This is a genomic window from Arcobacter thermotolerans, from assembly GCF_983172305.1.
Genome location: NZ_CFAFZJ010000003.1, coordinates 84,566 through 107,444, shown reverse-complemented (window position 1 = coordinate 107,444; position 22,879 = coordinate 84,566). Strand labels below are relative to the sequence as shown.

The following is a 22,879-nucleotide window of genomic DNA, read 5'->3' as shown; positions in this document are numbered from 1 at the left end:
TCTTCCTTTTTTGTAAATTAGTTACAATTAATGCATGGAATTATCAAATAATTAACCTTAATTGTAGATTAACTACAAAATATGTATAATTTTCTACAATTTAAGGAGATAAAATGTTTGAAGATTTATTTGACCCAAATTTAGTATCAAAACTATTAGTAACTATCGGTGATGTTGCTGAAGTTACAGGAATACCACAAAGAAAGCTTAGATATTGGGAAGATAAAGGGATTATTCAATCTTCTTGCCAAAAAGATGGAACAACGAGAAAATTTGACTATTTAAATATAAAAAAGATACTTTTGATAAAAGAGTTAATTGATGAAGGTTTTACTTTAGAAGCTTCAGCTAAAAAAGTAGAAGAGAGAATTGAAAATCTACAAGTAGCTTTTAATAAACTACAAGAGAAACAAGAGAATTTATAATTATAAAAACTCATTTTTCAGATTTTGATTTTTTGAGTATATTTTATAAGTCACCTTTTTATAAATAAACTCCAAATAGTTTGCATGAAGCCAAAGCCTACTTGAACCTGTAACCTTAAATCTATCCTCTTTGCTTAGAGTTTTATTTAGATAATTTTCTGCATTTACATCATCAACACCATAAATAGGGTCTCCTAAAATTGTATGTCCAATTGAGTGAAGATGGACTCTTATTTGATGTTGCCTTCCTGTTAGTGGAATTGCTTCAATGAGTGTCAAATCTTTTTCTTTGTTATATTTTATTGGTTTTATGATTGTAGTTGATTCTTTTCCATTCTCATTTTCAGAGCAAACCTTCATTCTGACACCTATTAATAAACCTTCTTTATCAATATTTTTATCTATTTTTAACTCTTTATCTATTTTTCCACAAACAATTGCAAGATATGATTTATGGTATTTTTTCTCTTGAAACATATCTTTTAACTCAATTTCACTCTTTTTATTTTTTCCAACTATTACTAAACCACTTGTTTCAGCATCAATTCTATGAATTAAATTTGCATTTTCTCCAAAGTGATATCTTATTTCATCAAGTAAAGAGTAAGGAGTGTTTTTAGATATAGGATGAACCATAAGATGTGTTGGTTTATCAAAAATTGCAAAATCTTGAAATTCTAATAAAGGTTTTAATCCTCTACTAATTCCTTCAAAAACTCCAATAGAAATCTCATCACAATCAATGATTTCACTTGGATTAAAAGCACTCATATCACTTCTAAAAACTCTTCCTTTGCCTATTAGTTTTTGTGCGATTTTAGGGCTATATCCTAAATCATCTTCAAGAAAAAATTGAATTTTTTTATCTTTGATTGCTTTGAATTTTTTAAGTGTAAACGGCAAAATTATCTTCCTATTTTAAGTTCATAATGGATACAATATCCCTTAATTTTTAACAAAATAATATAATAAAAAATATAGAAATACGATTAGAAGGGTAATTTATGGTAGAAAGATACGCAAGAAAAGAGATGAGCTCAAAATGGACACAAGAAGCAAGATATGCAGCTTGGTTGGAAGTAGAAAAAGCAGCTGTAAAAGCTTGGAATAAATTAGGTCTTATACCAGATAGTGATTGCGAAAAAATAGTAAAAAATGCAAAATTTTCAGTTGAGAGAATTGAAGAGATAGAGGCTATTACTAAACACGATTTAATAGCATTTAATACAAGTGTAAGTGAGAGTTTAGGAGAAGAGTCAAGATGGTTTCATTATGGAATGACATCTTCAGATGCAGTTGATACAGGTGTTGCTTTACAAATGAGAGACTCTTTACAAATTATAATTGAAGATGTGAAAATGCTTATGGAATCAATTAAAAAAAGAGCAAATGAACATAAATATACTCTTATGGTTGGAAGAAGCCACGGTATTCATGGAGAGCCAATAACTTTTGGTCTTACTTTAGCTGTTTGGTATGACGAAGTTAAAAGACATCTAAAAAATCTTGAAGAGACTATGGAGGTTATTGCAGTTGGTCAAATTTCTGGAGCTATGGGAAATTTTGCTCATGCACCTTTAGAGCTTGAAGAGTACGCAATGGCTGAGCTTGGTCTTAAACCTGAACCTTGTTCTAATCAAGTAATTCATAGAGATAGATATGCAAGATTGGCTACCTCTTTAGCACTTCTTGCTTCTAGTGTTGAAAAATTTGCAGTACAAGTTAGACATCTTCAAAGAACTGAAGTTTATGAAGCTGAAGAGTATTTTGCAGCTGGACAAAAGGGAAGTTCAGCTATGCCACACAAAAGAAACCCTATTTTAACTGAAAATATAACTGGACTTGCAAGAATAATTAGAGCTTATGTAACACCAGCTTTAGAAAATGTTGCTTTATGGCACGAAAGAGATATTTCTCACTCTTCAACAGAGAGATTCTGGTTACCAGATGCATTTATTACAACAGACTTTATGCTTCATAGAATGAATAGCGTTATTGCAAATCTTACAGTTATGCCTGAAAATATGATGAAAAATCTAAATTTAACTGGTGGACTTGTATTTTCTCAAAGAGTTTTACTAGAACTTCCACTTCAAGGAGTTAGTAGAGAAGATGCATATAAAATAGTACAAAGAAACGCTATGAAAGTTTGGCAAGAGATTCAAAAAGGAAAACCAACTACAAATGAAAAAGGTGAGTCTTTATATCTTCAATATCTTTTAGCTGATGAGGAATTAAGAAAATCTTTAAGCGAAGATAAAATAAGAGAGTGTTTTAACTTTGATTATTACACTAAAAATGTAGATAAGATTTTCAGCAGAGTTTTTAATTAATAGGGGATTTTAAATGACAATAATGATTCAAAAAAGAAATGGAAGAAAAGAGGTTTTGGATATTACAAAAATCCAAAAAATGACTATAGAAGCAACTGCAGGTCTTGAAGGAGTTAGTCAAAGTGAATTAGAACTAGACTCTCATATAAAATTTATTGATGGAATGAATTCAAGCGATATTCAAGATGCTTTGATAAAAACAGCTGTTGAAAAGATTGATATTGATGTTCCAAACTGGACTTTTGTTGCTGCTAGACTTTTTTTATATGATTTATACCATAGAGTTGGAATTGCAACTTATGGAGTAAAAGGTGAAGCATATAGACACTTAAAAGAGTACATTAACTTTGGAATAGAAGCTGGAAGAATTATTCCAAACTTAGCAAATGGTTATGATTTAGATGATTTAAACTCATATATTGACCCAAGTAGAGACTTTTTATTTAACTATTTAGGAATTAAAACTCTATATGATAGATATTTAATTAAAAACTCTAAGGGTGAACCAATAGAGTTACCACAACAAATGTTTATGGCAATTGCTATGTTTTTAGCTCAAAACGAAGAGAAAAAACAAGAAAAAGCAAAAGAGTTTTATGATGTTATCTCTAAATTTGAAGTAATGCTTGCAACTCCAACATTAAGTAATGCTAGAACAAATAGACATCAATTAAGCTCTTGTTATATTGGTTCAAGTCCTGATAATATTGAAGGTATCTTTGATGGTTACAAAGAGATGGCACTATTATCTAAATATGGTGGTGGAATTGGTTGGGATTGGAACCAAATAAGAAGTTTAGGTGGTTCTATTGATGGACATAAAAGTGCTGCTGGTGGGACAGTTCCATTTTTAAAAATCACAAATGATATAGCAATTGCTGTTGATCAATTAGGTACAAGAAAAGGTGCGATTGCTGTATATCTTGAGCCTTGGCATATGGATATTATGGATTTTATTGATTTAAAGAAAAATAGTGGAGAAGAAAGAAGAAGAGCTCATGATCTATTTCCAGCACTTTGGATTAGTGATTTATTTATGGAGAGAGTTTTAGAGGATTCTCATTGGACACTATTTGATCCTGTTGAAGTAAAAGATTTAAGTGAATATTTTGGTGAAGAGTTTACTGCCAAATATATAGCTTATGAAAACAATGACAATATCACAAAAAATAGAATAAAAGCAAAAGATTTATGGAAAAAGATTTTAACTTCATATTTTGAAAGTGGAAGTCCATTTTTATGTTTCAAAGATAGTGCAAATAAGGCAAATCCAAATCAACATGTAGGACACATAAGAAGTTCAAATCTTTGTACAGAGATTTTCCAAAATACAAACCCAAATCACTATAAAATCAAAATAGAGTTTGAAGATGGTACTATCAAAACTTTTGAAGAGGAAGATTTAGTAATAGTTGATGGTGGAATTACAAAAAAAGCAAATAAGGTAACTGCACTTGATAGTATAAATGGTAAAAAAATATTTATAGTTGAAAAACAAAAAATAGATGGAGATACTGCTGTTTGTAACCTTGCAAGTATAAATTTATCAAGAATCAATACAAGTGAAGATATAAAAAGAGTTGTACCAATAGCTGTAAATATGCTTGATAATGTAATTGATTTAAACTTCTATCCACTTAGAAAAGTAAAAGCAACTAACCTAAAATCAAGAGCAATAGGTCTTGGTGTTATGGGTGAAGCTGAGATGTTAGCAAATAATAAAATATCTTGGGGAAGCAATGAACACTTTAAGAAAATAGATGAGATTATGGAGTATATTTCATATAATACTATTTTAGCAAGTTCAAATTTAGCAATAGAAAAAGGTTCTTACCCTACTTTTGATGGTTCAAATTGGAGCAAAGGTATTATGCCTCATGATCACACTCCACAAGCTGTAAACGCTATAGTAAATAAAGATTTATTTGATAACTCTTGTGACTGGGATTTTTTAAGAGAAAAAGTTAAAAAAGATGGAATGAGAAATGGTTACCTAATGGCTATTGCTCCAACATCGTCTATCTCTATTTTAGTTGGAACAACTCAAGCAATTGAGCCTGTTTATAAAAGAAAATGGTTTGAAGAGAACTTGAGTGGTTTAATTCCAGTAGTAGCACCAAAATTAAGTCCAGATACTTGGTCTTTTTACACTCCTGCATTTGAAATAGATCAACTTCAAGTTGTAAAAGCAGCAGCAATTAGACAAAAATGGATTGACCAAGGACAAAGTACAAATATCTTTATGAGTTTAGATAAAGCAAGTGGAAAATATCTACATGAAATTTATACTTTAGCTTGGAAACTAGGTCTTAAATCAACATACTATTTAAGAAGTCAAAGTCCAGAAGCAAAAAATGATGTAGAAGATAGAAGTATGGAGTGTGCTGGTTGTCAATAAAGACACCATTTACATTTTTAAAGGAAAATAGATGGAAAGAAAAATTATATACAACCCAAATTCAAAAGAGTCTTTAAACGATAGAAGAGTTTTTGGTGGAAATAGTGATGGAATGATTAACTTCACTAAAATGAAATATCAATGGGCATTAAATCTTTGGGATACTATGGAAGCAAATACTTGGTTTCCTAGAGAAGTTCAAATGACACAGGATGCAAAAGATTATAAGTATCTAACACCAGCTGAAAAAAGAATGTATGATTTAGTATTAAGTCAATTGATTTTTATGGATAGCTTACAAACAAATAATTTAATGGATAATATAAATCCATATATAACTGCGCCTGAAATAAATGCTTGTCTAAGTAGACAATCTTACGAAGAGGCAAATCACAGTAAATCTTATGCTGTAATGGTTGAATCAATCTCTGATAATACAGATTTAATCTATGATATGTGGAAAACAGATGCAAAGTTAAAGGAGAAAAATACTTATATTGCAGAAGTTTATAAAAACTTATCTCAAGGTGAATTAACAGATGAAAAACTTCTTTTAGCACTATTTGCTAATCAAATTCTTGAAGGTCTATATTTTTATGCAGGTTTTGCAGCTATTTATGCACTTGGTAAAAGTGGTAAAATGCTTGGAAGTTCACAAATGATTAGATTTATTCAAAGAGATGAAGTTACACATCTTTTACTATTTCAAAATATGATAAATAGTGTTAGAAAAGAGAGACCTGAGCTATTTACTTCAGAACTTGAAGAGAGTGTAAGATCTATGTTTAGAAAAGCAGTTGAACTTGAAGCATCTTGGGGTTCTTACATAACACAAGGTCAAATTCTAGGATTTACAGATGCGATAATCACACAATATATTCAATATTTAGCAGATAGAAGACTTGAAGCTGTTGGATATAAAGCAGAGTATAATGTAAAACACCCTATTCCTTGGGTAGATGGATATGCAAGCTTTAATGACCAAAGAACAAACTTTTTTGAAGGAAATGTAGTAAACTACTCAAAAGGTAGTATAGATTTTGATGATTTCTAAAATTTAGCACAAAAGATAGGGGCAAAAATGTCAATTTTTATGAAGATTTTTATTTTACTGATTTTATTTATATCTTTAAATATAGTTTCTATATATACTTTTAGTTACGAAGATTATTTTACAAATAAAAAAGAGGATATAGAACTAAAAGATAAAAATGGTATTTTCCAGTTTTTTGGTAAAGATTTCTTCAAAAAAGTTGGTTACAAACCATCTGAATTTGTAATTTCTAAAAACAACAATCTTTTATCTCTTGATGGTACATTTTCAAGCAATGAAGTTGCAAAACAAGTTCTTGACTTTCTAAAAATAAATAGTATCCAAAATATTAAAATTGTCGAAAATAGCGAGATTAGCAAAGATTTATTAAGAGAAATTTCAGAACTTACTGGACTTTTAAAAGATAACTTTGAAAATGGTGCAAAATTAAGTTTTGATGGAAATATATTAATCTTAGAAGGTGAGCTAAAAGATAATAGCCATAAAAATTTAATAACAACTGTTATCTCAAAAATAGATAAATATGAGATACAAACAAATATTTATGAAAAAAAAGAGCATATAGTTGATGAAAATAAAGATAATGTTACAAAAAATGAGAATTTTGAAGAAATAGATAAAAATAATGAACAAAAAGAGAAAATATTATCAAAAGATGATGTACAATCTCTTGTTAATAATATTTTTATAACAGATAAAATTTCTTTTGAAAGACGAAGTGCAGAACCAACAGAAAAATCAAAAGTTCTTATAGAAAATCTTAGTAATATTTTAAAACAAAATCCTAAATTTACTATAGAAGTTGGTGGTCACACAGATTCAAGAGGAAATAAAGAGCTAAATAAAAAGATATCTCAAGATAGAGCAAATAGAGTAAAAGAGATTTTAGAGAGCTTTGGTGTTGATAAAGATAGAATTAAAGCAGTTGGATATGGAAATGAAAGACCAATTGCAAAAGATGATGAAAATGGATTGTCAGAAATAAACAGAAGAGTAGAATTTATTATAGGGGATTAATAATATGCTAGTAGAGATTGCACAATATATTGTTATAAATTTATCAGTTGCATTTATTTTAGGTTTAGTTCTTGGTTATATTCTTGGAAAAGGAAATAAAGAGAAATTTAACTCTATACAATGTAGTAAAAATAACGATGAAAACACTATTAAGAAAAACAAATTTAAAATAAATCCCATTTTTAATAAAAGTGCTAGTTTAGATTTTAAGCCTATGGTTTTAAGTTCATCAAATAAAAAAGATAATCTTAAAAAGATAAAAGGGATAGATGAAGATATAGAAAATGAGTTATTTAAACTTGGAATTTATCATTTTGAACAAATATCAATTTGGTCTAGTAAAAATTCGGAGTGGATAGAAAACTTTTTAAATCTTCCAAACTATGTACGAGCTAATCAATGGGTAGAGCAAGCAAAAATTCTAAAAACAGGAAGAGAGACAAGCTATAGCCAAAAGCTTTTAGATGAAGAAAATGAAGATAATATCGATTTAACTACAAAATAGTAAATTCAAAAATCTTCTTAAAAAATATCACACTTCATCACTCTTTTAAAATATAATATTAAAAAATCATTATTTAGGTGAATAAAAAGTGTATTTAAAAAAGCTTATCTTATTTTTCTCTTTCACAATAAGCTCATTTTCACAAGAGTTAGGAAATTTATTAGATAATTTAAATAACTACACAGATAAAACTAATTTAAATATAGATTATAAACCAACTGCTATGACTGTTTTATATGCTTCTGATTTAGAAGCTTTTGGAATACATAGTTTAGGAGAAGCTTTAGATTTTATTCCAGGTATTCAAACATACTCAGGAACTGCATTTGCTCCTTTTATATCAGTTCGCGGGCAAACTCAACCTTTAAACACTATATATGAAAAAGTTGGATTTTTTATCGATGGTATTAATATTGGCGCAAATAATTTTGAAAATTTTCCTATTAGTTTAATAGATAGAATAGAGATATCAAAAGGTGCAACATTTGGTTTAAATAATCCATATAGTTTTGTTGCAAGTATAAACATAATCACTAAAAGTTCTATCAAAAACTCAAATAATATTAGCTTTCAAACAGGAAGCTTTATAAAAGATTTACATCTTTATCTTTAAGTGAAAAATTGGGCTCATTTGATATGGGATTAGGTTTTTACTATTTAAAAGATAATAAAAAAGTAGATGCACCAAGTGCAACATTAACTACAGAAGAATTTGGAACTTCTTTTGATAGAAAAAAAGAGTCTTTAGAGGGTAAAGAGGATGTTGGATTTTTATTATCATTTAAAAATGATAATTTTGAGTTTTCAAATAGATATATAAAAAGTGATAGACAAAATAACTATGGTATGTTTAATTTACTAGATTTTAATGATGATGGATATTCAAAATATGAAACTATTGCAAGCGAATTAAAATATGTACAAGATATTTCAGAGAATAATCTTCTTGAATCAAAAATAGGTTTTTTACAAAATAATTATCAATTTAATTCATATTTCTATAAACTCGAACCAAATAACCTAGGTTTATATAATCCACATTTTAATTTAGATTTTGCACAAAGAGACAAATATCTATCTTTTTTAATAAAAAATAGTACTTTTAATAATCATGAGATTGATTTTGGAGTACATCTTTCAAGAAAATCAACTGTAAAAAATGATTTTTATACAAATGTTGATGAAGATTATAAGATTGGAAGTTTAATTGGAAGCTCATATATTCCAAATAAACCTCATCTTACAAAATTAAGTGGTAAAGATGGAAATATTTCAGATATAGAAGATAAAACAAATATCTCTTATTATTTTAATGATACTTACTCTTATAGTGAGAATTTAACACTCTCTTTTTTAGCAAAACTTGATGATTTTAAAGAGTTTGATAGTGCTAAAAGTTTTAAACTAGGAACAGTTTATTCAAATGACAATAAAAATATATATAAATTTATTCTATCAAAATCTAGTAAAACACCATCTTCTATTGAAGATTCAATGGTTGGGCATCTAAGAGTTTATGGTAATAAAGATTTAAAAAATGAAGAGATAGAAAGTGCTGAATTAATATATATTTACAGTGATAACAAAGATAAACTTAAATTAAATCTATTTTATTCTATCTATAAAAATGGTATTGATTCAAGAGAGTTTGATACAAATAAATATAAATTTATTAATAAAAGTGATGATGAAAATAATTATGGTTTAGAGTTAGAGTATTCAAAACTATTTGAAAATCGTTCAAAACTATTTTTAAATAGTAGCTATAATATTTTTGAATATAAAAATAGTTACTATAATTTTGATATTAATACGCCAGTTGTATCTAAACTTACAACTACTTTAGGATTTATTTATCCTTTAAGTTCAAAATTTACAATAAGTCCACTTTTAAGGTATTATGGAGATAAAAATCTATTAAATGGAACAGAGATTGGTGATGTTTTATTAACAGATTTAACTCTATCATATAGGTTCTCAAAAGACTCTAAACTATCTTTTGGAGCTAAAAATCTATTTGACCAAAACTATTATTACTACGGAAATAAAACTAAAGATGAAAAGATGCTAAGAGAAGGAAGAACTTGGTTTACAAGTTTTAGTTATGATTTCTAAAAAAATATTTTTCATAATATTCTTACAATTTTCACTCTTTGCAAATAGTGTATATAATATAAATTTTTTAGATTTTCAAGCAAAAGTATTTCCAAAAATTATATTATTAGACAATAATTTTGAAGATAAGCTATTAGAAAATAGTGTAGTTCTTACAATTTTATATGAAGAGATAGATTACAGGGTAGTAGAAATTTTAAAAGATAAAATAGAAAAAGAGTACAAATCTTTAAAAGATTATAATCTTAAAGTAAATAGTTTAAAATATAGTGAATTTAATAGAAATAAATTAAGTACAGCATATATTTTATTATTAGGAAAAGATGAAAAAATATTAGAAATATCTAAAATCTTATCTTCTAATAGTAGACTTACTTTTGCTTATGATAATAGCTATTTGGATTTAGGAGTTATTTTTGGACTATCCATAACTTCAAAAGTAGATATACTTTTAAATCTTGAAGATTTAAAAAACAGTAAAATCGAACTCCAAAACTCTATATTTAGTGTGGTAAAAATAAGATGAGAAATTTAAGTATTGTAACTCAAATAGCTATAATCAATATTTTTGTTTTTACCATTTTTATATCAATATTTATATATAAAAATTACGCTATTGTATCAAACCAGTTCGTTTTACTTCAAAATGAGAAGATTGATTCTATTATAAAAACTATATCTCCAGTAATCTCTATAAATTTAACTCTAGGTTTAGAAAACAATATAAAAGAGATTGTAAATGATAGTATCAAACTACATAAAGAGTTAGTTGGAATTGAGGTAACAAATAGCAACAATAAAATTGTATATAAAAATATAAATAGTGATATAAAAGATTTAAAAATTTATCATACTATTTTGGAAGACACTATTTTAAAATCAAATATTGGTGAGTTAAAGGTATTTTATACTTTTTCATCTATTTACTCAAAACTTTTAACTGAATTTTATCAATTTTTAATTTTCATTGCTATCTTTTTTATTTTTTCCCTTTTATTATCTTCATATTTAATAAAATATAACCTAAAACCACTTATAAAATTAAAAGAGGGTATGAAAAATTATAGCTTAGAAAAAAATAGTAGCTTAATAGAAGATAAGTTTAAAAATGAGATCTCTGTAATAAATAATAGTGCAGTAAAAATGGTAAAAAAAATCGAAGAAGAACTTGAAAAAAAAATTTTATATGAAAAAGAGATTATGCAAAAAAATCGTCTTGCCTCTATGGGTGAAATGATTGACAATATAGCACATCAATGGCGACAACCTCTTATGAAAATAAATGCAATAGTTTTAAATACAGATAGAAGTATTGAACTTAAAAAATATGATGAAAAATATTTGCAAAATAGATTAGATGATATATCACAAGCTTTATATCATATGTCAAATACAATAGATACATTTAGAGAGTTTTTAAATCCACACAAATCTAAAGAAAGTTTTGAAATATCAAACTCTATAAAGAAGAGTTTAAAGGTTTTAAATACTTTATTAGTAGATATAGAGGTAAATCTAAATCAAAAAGAGATTTATATAAATGCTTATGAAAGTGAGTTTATGCAAGTTATAATATCTATATTATCAAATTCAATAGATAGATTTAAAGAAAGAGATATAGAAAAAAAATATATAAATATAGATATTTACGAAGATGATATTCACTATTTTATATCTATAAAAGATAGTGCTGGTGGTATAAAAGAGGATATTATAGATAAAATATTTGAACCATATTTCACAACAAAATATAAAAGTGGAGGTACTGGAATGGGCTTATATATCTCTAAACTTATTATACAAAGTAGTTTCAAAGGTGATATAAAAGTAAAAGCTGTAGATAATGGAATAAAATTTATATTAGAAATACCAAAAGGAAAAGAGTTTTGAGAGAAAATTTAAAAAATTTTACATTGCTTTATGCTGAAGATGATAAAGCTATTCAAAAAGAGATGTTGGAGTATTTTTCTAGCTATTTTAAAGAGGTTTTTACTGCAAATGATGGTAAAGAAGCTTTAGAAATATATAAACAAAATAGACCAGATGTTATGATACTTGATATTTATATGCCTCATTTAACAGGAATTGAATTAACAAAAATTTTAAGAGAAAATGACTATAAAACAAAAATAGTTTTAATAACTGCACACTCAAACGACACTTTACTTTTGGAAGCCATAAACATAGATGTAAATTACTATTTAATAAAACCAGCAACTTTGAAAAAAGTAAAAGATATGCTTGATAAAATCTCTATTGATTTATTAAGAAGCTCCGAAAAAATAATAAGATTTGATGAAAATGTATATTTTAATCAAACTAGTAAAAAACTCTATAATAAAAATATAGAGCTAAAACTTAGTAAAAAAGAGCTCTCTTTGTTAGAACTTTTTATAATAAATAGAAATAAAGATATAACTATTGAAGATATTATGTCTCATTGCTGGAGTGATATTTTTGTTGAAGTATCACTTGATAGTGTAAAATCTTTGGTTAGTAACTTAAGAAAAAAACTTCCCAAAGATACTATTTTAAATGTTTATGGTGTTGGTTACATTTTAAAAAATAGTTAAAATCTTAAATTTAACTATTTTTTTATTAAAAACTTCACACTTCATCACACTCTTTTTTTATAATTCACTTCTAGGAAACAATTTATAGGATATTACATGTCAATTAATTATATAAATCATAACTATCAAAACATTGAGATTGCAAATAAGGGGATTTGCAATTTTATTATATATGAACTAGAAGAAGAGTTTGAAATAGATGATGAAGATAGTTGGATTAAGATCTAATTATATATTTAGGAGTTAGCTTGGAAGATATTATTGTTTCAAAAGATGAGTTAATAGAGCTATTTGAAACAGAAAAAATAATTGACACTGGAAAAGGTTGGTATATGGAAAATAGTTTTGTAAATATTATCGCACTACATGAGATTGAACCAAAGTTTATTCAAAATATTACAAATGCTAAGTTTTATAAAATAATAAAAAAATAGATAGTTTTAAAATATTTTCAAAACTTCCTAATATTGCTTCATATAATCATAAAATTGGACTCTTTTATGATATGGGAAATGTATATCAAGAAAAAAATCTTGATACAACATTTCAAAGAAAAACTCTACAAGATATTGGTTTGGGATACTACTCATCATTTGATGATTTCTTTTTAAGAACACAAATAGCTTGGAATTTAAACTCAAAACCAATAAGTAGTGAATATACAAATCATAAAAATAGTAAGTTTTTAGTTCAAGCTGGGTGGGTGTTTTAAAAATTAGAAATGGGATTTAAATCCCATGTTTAATTATCTATTTTTACTAAATATCTTCCAACAGCAGTACCATTTAGAAGTTTTTCATAAGCATCTTTTATACCATCCAAGCTTATTTCATTTGTAATTTCATTTAGGTTTTTAATACTATATTTACCAGCTAATTTTTCCCAAGCATCTTGTTTTTTATCTAAAATACACTCAACACTATCAATTCCAATTAATCTTACACCTCTTAGAATAAATGGAAAAATATTTGTATTTAAACTACTTGAAGCCGTAAGTCCACAACAAGTAACAACTCCATCATAATTTGTCTGTTTTAAAGCTGTTGATAAAATATCTCCACCTGTTGTATCAATGACTCCTGCAAATCTTGGTTTTAAAAGGGCTTTTGAGCTATCTTTTAAAAACTCTTCTCTTAAAACCACTTCACTCGCACCAATTTCTTTTAAATAGCTAATTTTATCTTCCTTTCCAGAAAGAGCTACTACATTAAAACCTAACTTACTTAAAATTGCAACTGCCAAAGAGCCAACTCCACCTGTTGCACCAGTAACTAAAATATCACCACTTTCCTGTGTTATATTATTACTTATAAGTTCATTTATACTCAATGCTGCTGTAAGTCCTGCTGTTCCATAAATCATAGCCTCTTTATCGCTTAAAGAGCTAGGAATTGCTACCACCCAAGAAGCAGGAACTTTAACATATTGACTATGCCCACCATTTGTATTCATACCTAAATCATATCCAGTAACAATAACTTTTTGCCCTACTTTAAAGATATTAGATTTTGTCTCAACAATCTCTCCTGCAATATCAACACCAGTAATATGTGGAAAAACTCTAGTAACTCCAGGATTTCCAACTGAACTAAGAGCATCTTTGTAATTTAAAGATGAATATGTAGCCTTAATAATAACTTCATTCTCTCCACAAATTGGTTTAAGCACATCTTTTACACCAGAAATAATTTCATCATTATGATTTTTTTCAACTACAAAAGCTTTCATTTTAATCCTTAATTTTTGAGTAAATCTTTTAAGCTATCTTTTGGATTTTTGCCATTTAGTATGAGTTTTACTTCATTTGCTATTGGTGAGTAGATTTTATATTTTTTTGAGAGTTTATCAATTGCATCAGCAGTTTTTACACCCTCCGCAACTTCACCTAACTCATCTAAAATATCTTTTAAACTCTTATTTTTTGCTAGTCCTAAACCAACTCTAAAGTTTCTACTCATTGTAGAATTTGCAGTCAAAAATAGATCACCTGCACCACTTAGACCCAAAAAAGTCATCTTTTTTGCTCCAAAATGTTTTCCAAATCTTTGCATCTCTACTAAACCTCTTGAAATAAGAGAAGCTTGTGCATTTTTTCCGAGATTTAATCCTTCACAAATTCCACTTGCAATTGCTAAAACATTTTTATAAGCTCCTGCTATCTCAGCTCCAATAACATCTGAACTATAATATGTTTTTATAAAATTTGGGAAAAATTTACTAAACTCTTCATATATTTTTTTTGATTTTGAATTAATCACCAAAGCACAAGGCAAACCTTTTATAACCTCAGCAGCAAAAGATGGTCCAGAGATAAATCCAATATTTTCATCTGGTACAAATGATGAATAAATCTCGTTTAAAAACTCTCCACTATTTGCTTCAATCCCTTTTGAAGCAACAAGAATTTTTTGACCTTTAAAAACAAAATTCTCTTTTAACCAAGTTTTTATCTCTTGAGCTGGAATTGCAATAATTAAATATTCACAAGATAGGGCAAAATCTAAAGGTACAAAATTTTTTATATCTCTTTTTGTTCTTGAAGTTATAAAACACTCTTGTTTTGAATTTAGTGCAAAATGAAGAGCTTGTCCCCATTTTCCAGCACCAATTACTGCGATTTTGCCATTATTCATTATTTGCTTAATCTCTCTTTTATTAGCTCATTTACTTTTTGAGGATTTGCACTTCCTTTACTTGCTTTCATAGTTTGTCCTACAAAAAATGCAAACATCTTCTCTTTTCCAGCTTTATATTCTGCTACTTTATCAGCATTTGCAGCTAAAATTTCATCAATAATTGCAAATAAAGCTCCATCATCTGAAACTTGTTTAAGTCCTAATTTCTCAATTGTAGCATCTACATCTTTTGAAGAGTTTGCAATTAAATCATCTAAAACCTCTTTTGCAGCTTTTCCAGAGATTGTATTATCTTCAATTCTTTTTACAATTGTAGCTAGTGTTTTTGCATCTATTGGTGACTCTTCAATAGTAACACCCTCTTTTAATCTTCCTTGTAGCTCAACTGTTAGCCAAGTTGTAGCATTTTTAGCACTAATTCCTTCACTCATCATCTCATCAAAATAGTTTGCCATCTCTAAAGATGAAGTTATAACAGACGCATCATACTCTTTAAGTCCATACTCTTTTACAAATCTAGCTTTTTTCTCATCTGGAAGTTCTGGAATTTTTGAATACTCTTTTAGCATTTCATCTGTAATAATTAAAGGTAAAAGGTCTGGATCTGGAAAATATCTATAATCAGCGGCATCTTCTTTACCTCTCATACTTCTTGTCTCTGCAGTAGTTGTATCAAAAAGTCTAGTCTCTTGTACAATTTCAGTTGAGTGAACTCCATCTTCCCAAGCTTCAATATGTCTATTTACCTCATATGCAATTGCTTTTTCAATAAATCTAAATGAGTTCATATTTTTAATTTCACATCTAGTGTAAAAGTTTGTATCACCTTTTGGTCTTATAGATACATTAACATCGCATCTAAAACTTCCCTCTTGCATATTTGCATCACTAATTCCTAAATATCTTACAATTGAGTGAAGTTTTTTAAGGTATAAAATAGCTTCTTCAGCACTTCTCATATCAGGTTCTGAAACAATTTCAAGAAGTGGAGTTCCAGCACGATTTAAATCAACTTGTGAATGGTTACCACTATGGATATTTTTTCCAGCATCATTTTCTAAATGAGCTCTTGTAACTCCAATAGTTTTTTGACTTCCATCTGGAAAATCAATAGTTAGTTCACCAAGACCAACAACAGGAGTGCTTAATTGAGATATTTGATAACCAGTTGGTAAATCTGGATAGAAATAGTTTTTTCTATCAAAAACTGATACTTGATTTATTTGTGATTTCAAAGCAGTCCCAAGCATAATAGCTTTATGAACTGCCTCTTTATTTAAAACAGGAAGTCCTCCTGGAAGTGCTAGACAAGTTGGACAAGTGTTACTATTTGCCTCTTCTCCAAAACTTGTTGCACAAGAACAAAATAGTTTACTCTTTGTATTTAACTGTACATGAACTTCTAAACCAATTACTACTTCAAACATACTTGACATATTTTAAATCCTTATCTTAATACTTTTATATCTGCTTTTACTTTTTGTTTTTCAAAATGATCTTTCAAAAATGTCTGCTCTCTTTGCTCCATAATATCATTAAAAACTCTAGGTTTTGCAACTTCAAAAGGAATTGCAACTTTCCCTTCTGCTTGTTTTAAAAATAGAGTTACATACTGCTTATCTGCTGTAAATATTGGAGTAAATGTATTTGGTTTTGTACCATTTAAAATATATTGTAACTGAGCATGAATTTTATTACTCTCTAATTTTAATGGCACTTTTGTAACTTCACCTGAAGCCACTTTTGATGGATTTTGAATTGTATCAACAAGTGCATTTCTATTTGTAGAGCTATATTGAACAACATCAAAATATTTTGAAGTTAAATATTTATTTATATTTTTTTCATAATATAGTTGCATATCTTCATCATTTGCAATTGCTAATTGCCCACGAACCAAACTACTAATAAGCTTTTGTCTAATAACAGCATTTTTCGCCTCATTTTCAAAAACTTCATAATTTGGATACTCTTGTTTAACTATTGATTTAAATGCATATACATCCATTCCATTTGAGTTTGCAAGTTTTTCAATATACTCATTTGTTTCAAAAATATCAGCAGTGATATTATTTTTCTTAACTAGTTGATCATATAAAACCTTATCAATTAAGTAACTAACTGCCTCATTTTTTGAGATTTTATTTACAGACATTGTTTTTTCAATATCATACTGTGTGATTGGTTCATCATTAACAGTTATTGCTATACCGTTTATTGTTGAAGCGTATGTTAAGCTTGAGCCTAATACTAAAGCTAGTAGAAATTTGTGCATTTTGAGAATCCTTTCTTTGATAAAAGGGATATTTTATCGAAATTCCCTTAAATTTATAAAATTTGCTCTATAACAACACCATTATCTTCTAAAAATTTTGAGATGATTTGAGAGTTTGTATGTTCATAAGATTTCTCATATACTATTCTTTTTATTCCACTTGCTATTAAATTTTTTGAACATTCACTACAAGGCTCCAAAGTAACATAAATTGTAGCACCTTCTATACTAATACCTTTTCTTGCAGCCCAAATAATTGCATTCATCTCTGCATGAATTTCATAAGTTTTTGACCAATCGTGGTGATCTTTTGTATATTTTCCATCCCAAAAATCACTACAATTTTGATAACCAGCAGGTGTTCCATTGTATCCAGTTGATAGAATTCTTCCATCTTTTACTATTACAGCACCTACTTGCTTTGATACACATTTAGAAGCAAAAGATAACTCTTTTGCTATATTTAAAAAGTTTTTATCACTAATCATAATTTTGCCTAAATTTTTTTTTCGATTATAACAAAATTTGATTTATAATCTTAAATAAAGCTTATTTTTATATCCAAAAATATAAAAATTAGAAACTTTTTGATATTATCATAGAAATTTTTATAAAAAAAAGGCTAAATATGGATTTTAAAGATATAAAAGAGTTAATTAGAGTTTTCGATAAAAGTGAACTTAATAAACTAAGAGTTAAAGAAGGAGAGTTTGAAATCTCTATGCAAAGAGGTTTTGAAGGTGGAGTTACTACAGTTTCTACGACGCCTATGGTTCAAGCTGTTGCTCCAGTTACTCAAAATGCTTCTACATCTTCATCTGTTTTATCTACTCCTACTGTTTCAAATGAAGCACCAAAAGATAATGGAGCAAATGGTATAACAATAAATGCTCCAATGGTAGGAACTTATTACTCTTCTCCATCTCCTGATTCTCCATCTTTTTGTGGAATTGGTGATATTGTTAGAAAAGGACAAACTCTTTGTATTTTAGAGGCTATGAAAATTATGAATGAGGTTGAAGCTGAATTTGATTGTAAAATTATTGATATTTTAGTTCAAAATGGAGCTCCTGTTGAATATGATATGCCAATATTTATAGTTGAAAAAGTTTAAGAGTAACATATGGCAGAAATAAAAAAGATTTTAATAGCAAATAGAGGTGAGATAGTTCAAAGAGCTATTAGAACTATAAAAGAGATGGGGAAAAAATCTGTTGCTGTTTATAGTGCTGGTGATAAAAATGCTTCATATTTAAAACATGCTGATGAAGCTGTTTGTATTGGTGGTGCAAAATCAAGTGAATCTTATCTAAATATTCCAGCTTTAATAACAGCTGCTGAAATGACAGGTTGTGATGCAATTTTCCCTGGTTATGGATTTTTATCTGAAAATCAAGATTTTGTAGAGATTTGTAAACTTCACAATATTAAATTTATTGGTCCTTCATCTGAAGTAATGGAGAAAATGGCTGATAAATCAAAAGCTAAAGAAGAGATGGTAAAGGCTGGAGTTCCTGTTGTTCCAGGAAGTAAAGGTGCTGTACGAACTCTTGATGAAGGTAAAAAAATTGCACGTGATATTGGTTACCCAATTATGGCAAAAGCATCTGCTGGTGGTGGAGGACGTGGTATGAGGTTAATCAAAGAAGAAAAAGACTTTGATTCACAATATCTTGCAGCTTCAAGTGAAGCACTAGCAGCCTTTGGTGATGGAACAATGTATCTTGAGAGATTTATAAACAATCCTAGACATATAGAAGTTCAAGTTATAGGTGATTCTCATGGAAATGCGATTCATATAGGGGAGCGAGATTGTTCACTTCAAAGAAGACACCAAAAAGTAATAGAAGAGTCACCTGCAATTTTATTAAATGATGAAACTAGAGCAAAACTTCACGAAGTTGCTGTAAAAGCAACTAAATATTTGAAATATGAAGGTGCTGGAACTTTTGAATTTTTAGCAGATGATCAACAAAATATCTATTTTATGGAGATGAATACAAGACTTCAAGTTGAGCATCCAGTTTCTGAAATGGTTTCAGGTCTTGATATTATTGAGTGGATGATTAAAGTTGCCGAAGGTGAGAAACTTCCTTCTCAAGATACAATCAAATTTAGAGGTCATGCAATAGAGTGTAGAATTACAGCTGAAGATCCAAATACATTTTTACCATGTCCTGGAAAAATAACTCAATGGATGGTTCCAGGAGGAAGAAATGTAAGAGTAGATTCACATATCTATACAAACTATATAGTTCCACCACATTATGACTCAATGATTGGAAAACTAATAGTTTGGGGAAGAGATAGAGAAAAAGCTATTAATATAATGAAAAGAGCTTTAAGTGAATTTGAAGTTGAAGGAATTAAAACTAATATTCCATTTCATAAAAAAATTATGGAAAACAAAGATTTCATAAGCAATAATTACGATACAAAATATCTTGAAAACTACAAAGGTCTTGATAGTATCTAAAAATTTGGTCTTTTAAGAAAGAGAAATCTTTCTTAAAGCTAAATCTAATAATATTTTAGATAAACTCCGCAGATTTATACACATTTATATGCCTATCTTTTTTTAAGATTTAGTAATTTTATACTAAAAACTTACATATTTTTTATATTTGATTATCCATTATAGGAAGGTTTTTTAATATAAGAGTGTATATTCACAATATATACTTAAGGATAAAAAGTGACTTTTCAAGACTTTAAATTTAAAGAAAATTTACAAAAAGCAATCGATGAAGCTGGTTTTAAAGAACCAAGTCCAATACAAATAGATGCAATTCCACATATACTTTTAGGAAAAGATATAGTTGGTCAAGCACATACAGGTACTGGTAAAACAGCAGCATTTGGTTTACCAGTTTTAAATCAATTAACAGGAAAAAATGCAGAAGCAGTTGTAATAGTTCCTACAAGAGAATTAGCAATGCAAGTAAGCGATGAATTATTCAAATTTGGAAAATTTCTAGGAATTAACACAGCAACTGTTTATGGTGGACAATCTTACTCAAGACAACTAAAATTAATAGAAACGGCAAGCGTTATAGTAGCAACTCCTGGAAGATTTTTGGATTTATTAAAAAATGAACATATAAAAATTAAACCAAAATTTGTAATCCTAGATGAGGCTGATGAGATGCTTGATATGGGATTCTTAGATGATATTAAAGATATTTTCACATATCTTCCAGAAGATAGACAAACTCTACTTTTCTCAGCAACAATGCCAGTTGCTATTAAAAATTTAGCAAAAACAATTTTAAAAGAGCCAGAATTTGTAACAATTACAAAATCTGATGTTACAAATAAAAATATTACTCAAACTTTTTATGTAGTAGATGAAAGAGAAAGAGATGATGCATTAATTAGACTTTTTGATTATAAAAATCCAAAAAAATCTATTATATTTTGTAGAACAAAAAAAGATGTTGATAGATTATCTACATTTTTATTATCTCAAGGTTTTATGGCTAAATCATTACATGGTGATATGGAACAAAAACAAAGAGAAGAAGCTATAAAAGCATTTAAAACATCAAAACTTGAAATACTAATTGCAACAGACGTTGCAGCAAGAGGACTTGATGTAAATGATGTAACTCACGTATTTAACTATCATTTACCTTTTGATGGTGAATCTTATGTTCACAGAATTGGAAGAACTGGAAGAGCAGGAAAAGATGGAATGGCTATTTCAATTGTAACACCTCATGAGTTTAGAACTCTTCAAAGAATTGAAAAAACAATTGGTGCAAAATTAGAATCAAAAGTTGTTCCAAATATTTCAACTGTTAAACAGAAAAAAATAGATGAACTTAAACAATCTATCTTAGATCAAGAGATAAAAGATTATGCAATAACTATTGTTGAGGAGTTAAAAGAAGAGTTTGATATTTCAACAATTGCATTTAAACTAGCTTCAATTATTGCTTCTAAAACTTATGTAAAAGGAAATAATCACATAGGAAAAAGCGAAAGTGATATAAGCAGACTAATCGAAAATATGTTAAGAAGTAGTGATAGAGGTGATGATAGAAGAGGACCTTCAAGAGGAAGAGGAAGAAGTGGTGGTGGACAAAGAAGAGATTCTGGTTCAAGAGATGATAGAGGTGGACAAAGAAGACCATCAACATCAAGAAGTAGAAGTAGCTCATCTAATTCAAATAAAGATTCATCTGACAAACCAGCAAGAAGCTCAAGACCTAGAAGAAGAGATTAATTCTAAAAAGTTATTTCTTCATACTTGTTTTCTTTCACTTAGGGTTTTTAGAAGTATGTAACTTTATGATTATATGAAGAAAACTAGTAGAAATAAAGATATAAAAATTTAGAGAAAATTATTCAATTTCATAGAATTTACACTAAAAAATAGTTAAATTCTATGTATGAAAGTTTTGTAAATATTTATTTAATCGTATAATATAAATAAATTTAAAAATTTTGTAAAATAGCTTGCTTTTATATTTTTATTCAGTTAGAATACTCGTCTTGAAGATGATTTAGGGTTTTTGACTACATCTTTTGTTTGCTTTTATTGATAACTACAAGAAATTGATACTAACTTACTTAATACAAATTAAAACTCCACTTTAACTTTATAGATTACTTTTTAATTAAAGTAGAAAAATAAATTAAAAGGAAATGCCATGGCAGATCAAAATATTGGAACAGTAAAATGGTTCAACTCAGAAAAAGGTTTTGGATTTATTCAAATAGAAAATGGAAATGATGAATTTTTCATTCACCACAGTGAAATTCAAAGTTCAGGATATGGAAGAGTATCTTTAGATGAAGGACAAAGAGTATCTTTCGAAATTGGAAGAAATGAAAAAGGTCCTCAAGCAAAAAACGTTAGATCAATATAACTTTTTTAAAATCAGATTTTTTCTAGGCTATCTAGCTTAGAAAAATCTAATTCACCTAAAACTAATATAACTACAACAAATTATAATCAACTATATAAAATAGTTAAACATCAAAAAAAATTATAAAAGAGAGAAATGTCAATAACAAAAATAAATTTATCAATAAAACAGTCAGTTTTATTAAGACTTATAAAAAATGGAGAATCTCTAGAAGATGCTTCCTCAAAAGCTGGATTATGTATTAATCTTGCAAAAAATTATTTAAAACCAAAAAATCCATTTGCAATATATTAATTTTATGGATTATAACGATAATAGCAATAATTAATATATTCAGATACAATCACAACAATAAAACTTTTAGAATAAAAATGAATTAATAGCGATTTTTCTTCGATTACTTCTTTAACGATTATTATACATAATTTAAAAGGTTAATAAATGGGAATAATTGAAGATTACTTAATAAAGAAATACAATACTAATATGTTGATAAAAGAATATGCAATGCTTGAATTGCAGATTGACAAATTACCAAAATATTTTGATAAACAAAGATTTATTTCTACAACAGAAATAGAAAAACTAATAAATTCTGAATGTAAAAAAGGAAAATTAAATCTTAATATTATTTAATGTTAAGGTATAATTTATCTTCTTTTCATTTTTACTTA

At 27.7% G+C, this 22,879-nt stretch carries 26 protein-coding genes; 20 read left to right on the top strand and 6 right to left on the bottom strand.

Annotated features, from left to right (window positions below):
• The first annotated feature begins 113 nt into the window (after nucleotides 1-113).
• Nucleotides 114-425, top strand: coding sequence for a MerR family transcriptional regulator (locus AC5LG6_RS03535; RefSeq protein WP_260898621.1), 312 nt, complete (start codon nucleotides 114-116; stop codon nucleotides 423-425).
• On the opposite strand, the gene AC5LG6_RS03530 is transcribed toward AC5LG6_RS03535, so the two are convergent.
• Nucleotides 426-1,328, bottom strand: a complete 903-nt coding sequence (locus tag AC5LG6_RS03530; RefSeq protein WP_498585718.1) for an RluA family pseudouridine synthase — start codon at nucleotides 1,326-1,328, stop codon at nucleotides 426-428. It lies immediately after the preceding gene.
• Between the two features lie 101 nt (nucleotides 1,329-1,429).
• Between AC5LG6_RS03530 and purB the strand changes: the two genes are divergently transcribed.
• The 13 genes from purB to AC5LG6_RS03465 all read left to right on the top strand — a co-directional run bounded on the left by purB (nucleotide 1,430) and on the right by AC5LG6_RS03465 (nucleotide 13,132).
• The gene (gene purB / locus AC5LG6_RS03525; protein ID WP_498585717.1) at nucleotides 1,430-2,758 is read left to right on the top strand and encodes an adenylosuccinate lyase; all 1,329 of its coding nucleotides are present in this window, start codon (nucleotides 1,430-1,432) and stop codon (nucleotides 2,756-2,758) included.
• A gap of 13 nt (nucleotides 2,759-2,771) precedes the next feature.
• Nucleotides 2,772-5,156, top strand: a complete 2,385-nt coding sequence (locus AC5LG6_RS03520) for a ribonucleoside-diphosphate reductase subunit alpha (protein ID WP_187472880.1) — start codon at nucleotides 2,772-2,774, stop codon at nucleotides 5,154-5,156.
• A gap of 31 nt (nucleotides 5,157-5,187) precedes the next feature.
• Nucleotides 5,188-6,210, top strand: a complete 1,023-nt coding sequence (locus AC5LG6_RS03515; protein ID WP_260878545.1) for a ribonucleotide-diphosphate reductase subunit beta — start codon at nucleotides 5,188-5,190, stop codon at nucleotides 6,208-6,210.
• 27 nt (nucleotides 6,211-6,237) lie between these two features.
• The gene (locus AC5LG6_RS03510) at nucleotides 6,238-7,227 is read left to right on the top strand and encodes an OmpA family protein (RefSeq protein WP_498585716.1); all 990 of its coding nucleotides are present in this window, start codon (nucleotides 6,238-6,240) and stop codon (nucleotides 7,225-7,227) included.
• A 4-nt stretch (nucleotides 7,228-7,231) separates the two neighbouring features.
• Nucleotides 7,232-7,732 carry a helix-hairpin-helix domain-containing protein gene (locus AC5LG6_RS03505; protein ID WP_498585715.1) on the top strand — a complete coding sequence of 167 codons (501 nt, stop codon included), beginning with the start codon at nucleotides 7,232-7,234 and terminating at the stop codon, nucleotides 7,730-7,732.
• Nucleotides 7,733-7,820: 88 nt separating this feature from the next.
• On the top strand, nucleotides 7,821-8,345 hold the full coding sequence (locus AC5LG6_RS03500; RefSeq protein ID WP_498585714.1) for a TonB-dependent receptor: 525 nt from the start codon (nucleotides 7,821-7,823) through the stop codon (nucleotides 8,343-8,345).
• Between the two features lie 23 nt (nucleotides 8,346-8,368).
• On the top strand, nucleotides 8,369-9,847 hold the full coding sequence (locus AC5LG6_RS03495; RefSeq protein WP_498585713.1) for a TonB-dependent receptor domain-containing protein: 1,479 nt from the start codon (nucleotides 8,369-8,371) through the stop codon (nucleotides 9,845-9,847).
• Nucleotides 9,837-10,373, top strand: coding sequence for a hypothetical protein (locus AC5LG6_RS03490; RefSeq protein ID WP_498585712.1), 537 nt, complete (start codon nucleotides 9,837-9,839; stop codon nucleotides 10,371-10,373). Before AC5LG6_RS03495 ends, AC5LG6_RS03490 begins: the two co-directional genes overlap by 11 nt.
• Nucleotides 10,370-11,737, top strand: coding sequence for a sensor histidine kinase (locus tag AC5LG6_RS03485; RefSeq protein ID WP_498585711.1), 1,368 nt, complete (start codon nucleotides 10,370-10,372; stop codon nucleotides 11,735-11,737). The genes AC5LG6_RS03490 and AC5LG6_RS03485 overlap by 4 nt, the downstream gene beginning before the upstream one ends.
• Nucleotides 11,734-12,420 carry a response regulator transcription factor gene (locus tag AC5LG6_RS03480; RefSeq protein ID WP_260892253.1) on the top strand — a complete coding sequence of 229 codons (687 nt, stop codon included), beginning with the start codon at nucleotides 11,734-11,736 and terminating at the stop codon, nucleotides 12,418-12,420. The genes AC5LG6_RS03485 and AC5LG6_RS03480 overlap by 4 nt, the downstream gene beginning before the upstream one ends.
• Before the next feature lie 96 nt (nucleotides 12,421-12,516).
• Nucleotides 12,517-12,648, top strand: coding sequence for a hypothetical protein (locus AC5LG6_RS03475; RefSeq protein WP_434258477.1), 132 nt, complete (start codon nucleotides 12,517-12,519; stop codon nucleotides 12,646-12,648).
• 20 nt (nucleotides 12,649-12,668) lie between these two features.
• On the top strand, nucleotides 12,669-12,854 hold the full coding sequence (locus tag AC5LG6_RS03470) for a hypothetical protein (RefSeq protein WP_498585710.1): 186 nt from the start codon (nucleotides 12,669-12,671) through the stop codon (nucleotides 12,852-12,854).
• 71 nt (nucleotides 12,855-12,925) lie between these two features.
• The gene (locus AC5LG6_RS03465; protein ID WP_434281731.1) at nucleotides 12,926-13,132 is read left to right on the top strand and encodes a hypothetical protein; all 207 of its coding nucleotides are present in this window, start codon (nucleotides 12,926-12,928) and stop codon (nucleotides 13,130-13,132) included.
• 29 nt (nucleotides 13,133-13,161) lie between these two features.
• Here the strand turns inward: AC5LG6_RS03465 and AC5LG6_RS03460 are convergent, their stop codons facing one another.
• Genes AC5LG6_RS03460 through AC5LG6_RS03440 form a run of 5 tightly spaced genes read right to left on the bottom strand, consistent with a single transcriptional unit; the run spans nucleotide 13,162 to nucleotide 17,819 of the window.
• Entirely contained in the window at nucleotides 13,162-14,148 is a 987-nt protein-coding gene (locus AC5LG6_RS03460; protein WP_498585709.1) for a YhdH/YhfP family quinone oxidoreductase, read from the bottom strand.
• 8 nt (nucleotides 14,149-14,156) lie between these two features.
• On the bottom strand, nucleotides 14,157-15,053 hold the full coding sequence (locus AC5LG6_RS03455; protein ID WP_260892257.1) for an NAD(P)H-dependent glycerol-3-phosphate dehydrogenase: 897 nt from the start codon (nucleotides 15,051-15,053) through the stop codon (nucleotides 14,157-14,159).
• Complete coding sequence (gene gatB, locus AC5LG6_RS03450; RefSeq protein WP_498585780.1) at nucleotides 15,053-16,483, bottom strand: Asp-tRNA(Asn)/Glu-tRNA(Gln) amidotransferase subunit GatB; 1,431 nt, start codon at nucleotides 16,481-16,483, stop codon at nucleotides 15,053-15,055. Before gatB ends, AC5LG6_RS03455 begins: the two co-directional genes overlap by 1 nt.
• Nucleotides 16,484-16,503: 20 nt before the next feature.
• The gene (locus AC5LG6_RS03445; protein ID WP_066156119.1) at nucleotides 16,504-17,331 is read right to left on the bottom strand and encodes a peptidylprolyl isomerase; all 828 of its coding nucleotides are present in this window, start codon (nucleotides 17,329-17,331) and stop codon (nucleotides 16,504-16,506) included.
• A 53-nt stretch (nucleotides 17,332-17,384) separates the two neighbouring features.
• Nucleotides 17,385-17,819, bottom strand: a complete 435-nt coding sequence (locus AC5LG6_RS03440; protein WP_066164167.1) for a deoxycytidylate deaminase — start codon at nucleotides 17,817-17,819, stop codon at nucleotides 17,385-17,387.
• A gap of 140 nt (nucleotides 17,820-17,959) precedes the next feature.
• Here AC5LG6_RS03440 and accB point away from each other — a divergent pair, with 140 nt between their 5' ends.
• The 6 genes from accB to AC5LG6_RS03410 all read left to right on the top strand — a co-directional run bounded on the left by accB (nucleotide 17,960) and on the right by AC5LG6_RS03410 (nucleotide 22,841).
• On the top strand, nucleotides 17,960-18,445 hold the full coding sequence (accB, locus tag AC5LG6_RS03435; RefSeq protein ID WP_498585708.1) for an acetyl-CoA carboxylase biotin carboxyl carrier protein: 486 nt from the start codon (nucleotides 17,960-17,962) through the stop codon (nucleotides 18,443-18,445).
• A 9-nt stretch (nucleotides 18,446-18,454) separates the two neighbouring features.
• Nucleotides 18,455-19,807 carry an acetyl-CoA carboxylase biotin carboxylase subunit gene (locus AC5LG6_RS03430; RefSeq protein ID WP_498585707.1) on the top strand — a complete coding sequence of 451 codons (1,353 nt, stop codon included), beginning with the start codon at nucleotides 18,455-18,457 and terminating at the stop codon, nucleotides 19,805-19,807.
• A gap of 219 nt (nucleotides 19,808-20,026) precedes the next feature.
• A complete protein-coding gene (locus AC5LG6_RS03425; protein ID WP_498585706.1) occupies nucleotides 20,027-21,559 on the top strand; it encodes a DEAD/DEAH box helicase in 1,533 nt (510 codons plus the stop codon).
• Nucleotides 21,560-21,986: 427 nt separating this feature from the next.
• A complete protein-coding gene (locus AC5LG6_RS03420) occupies nucleotides 21,987-22,205 on the top strand; it encodes a cold-shock protein (RefSeq protein ID WP_066163762.1) in 219 nt (72 codons plus the stop codon).
• A 135-nt stretch (nucleotides 22,206-22,340) separates the two neighbouring features.
• Nucleotides 22,341-22,499: a hypothetical protein gene (locus AC5LG6_RS03415; RefSeq protein WP_164071323.1), complete on the top strand. Its 159-nt coding sequence runs from the start codon at nucleotides 22,341-22,343 to the stop codon at nucleotides 22,497-22,499.
• Between the two features lie 147 nt (nucleotides 22,500-22,646).
• Entirely contained in the window at nucleotides 22,647-22,841 is a 195-nt protein-coding gene (locus AC5LG6_RS03410; RefSeq protein ID WP_066219562.1) for a hypothetical protein, read from the top strand.
• Nucleotides 22,842-22,879: the final 38 nt, after the last annotated feature.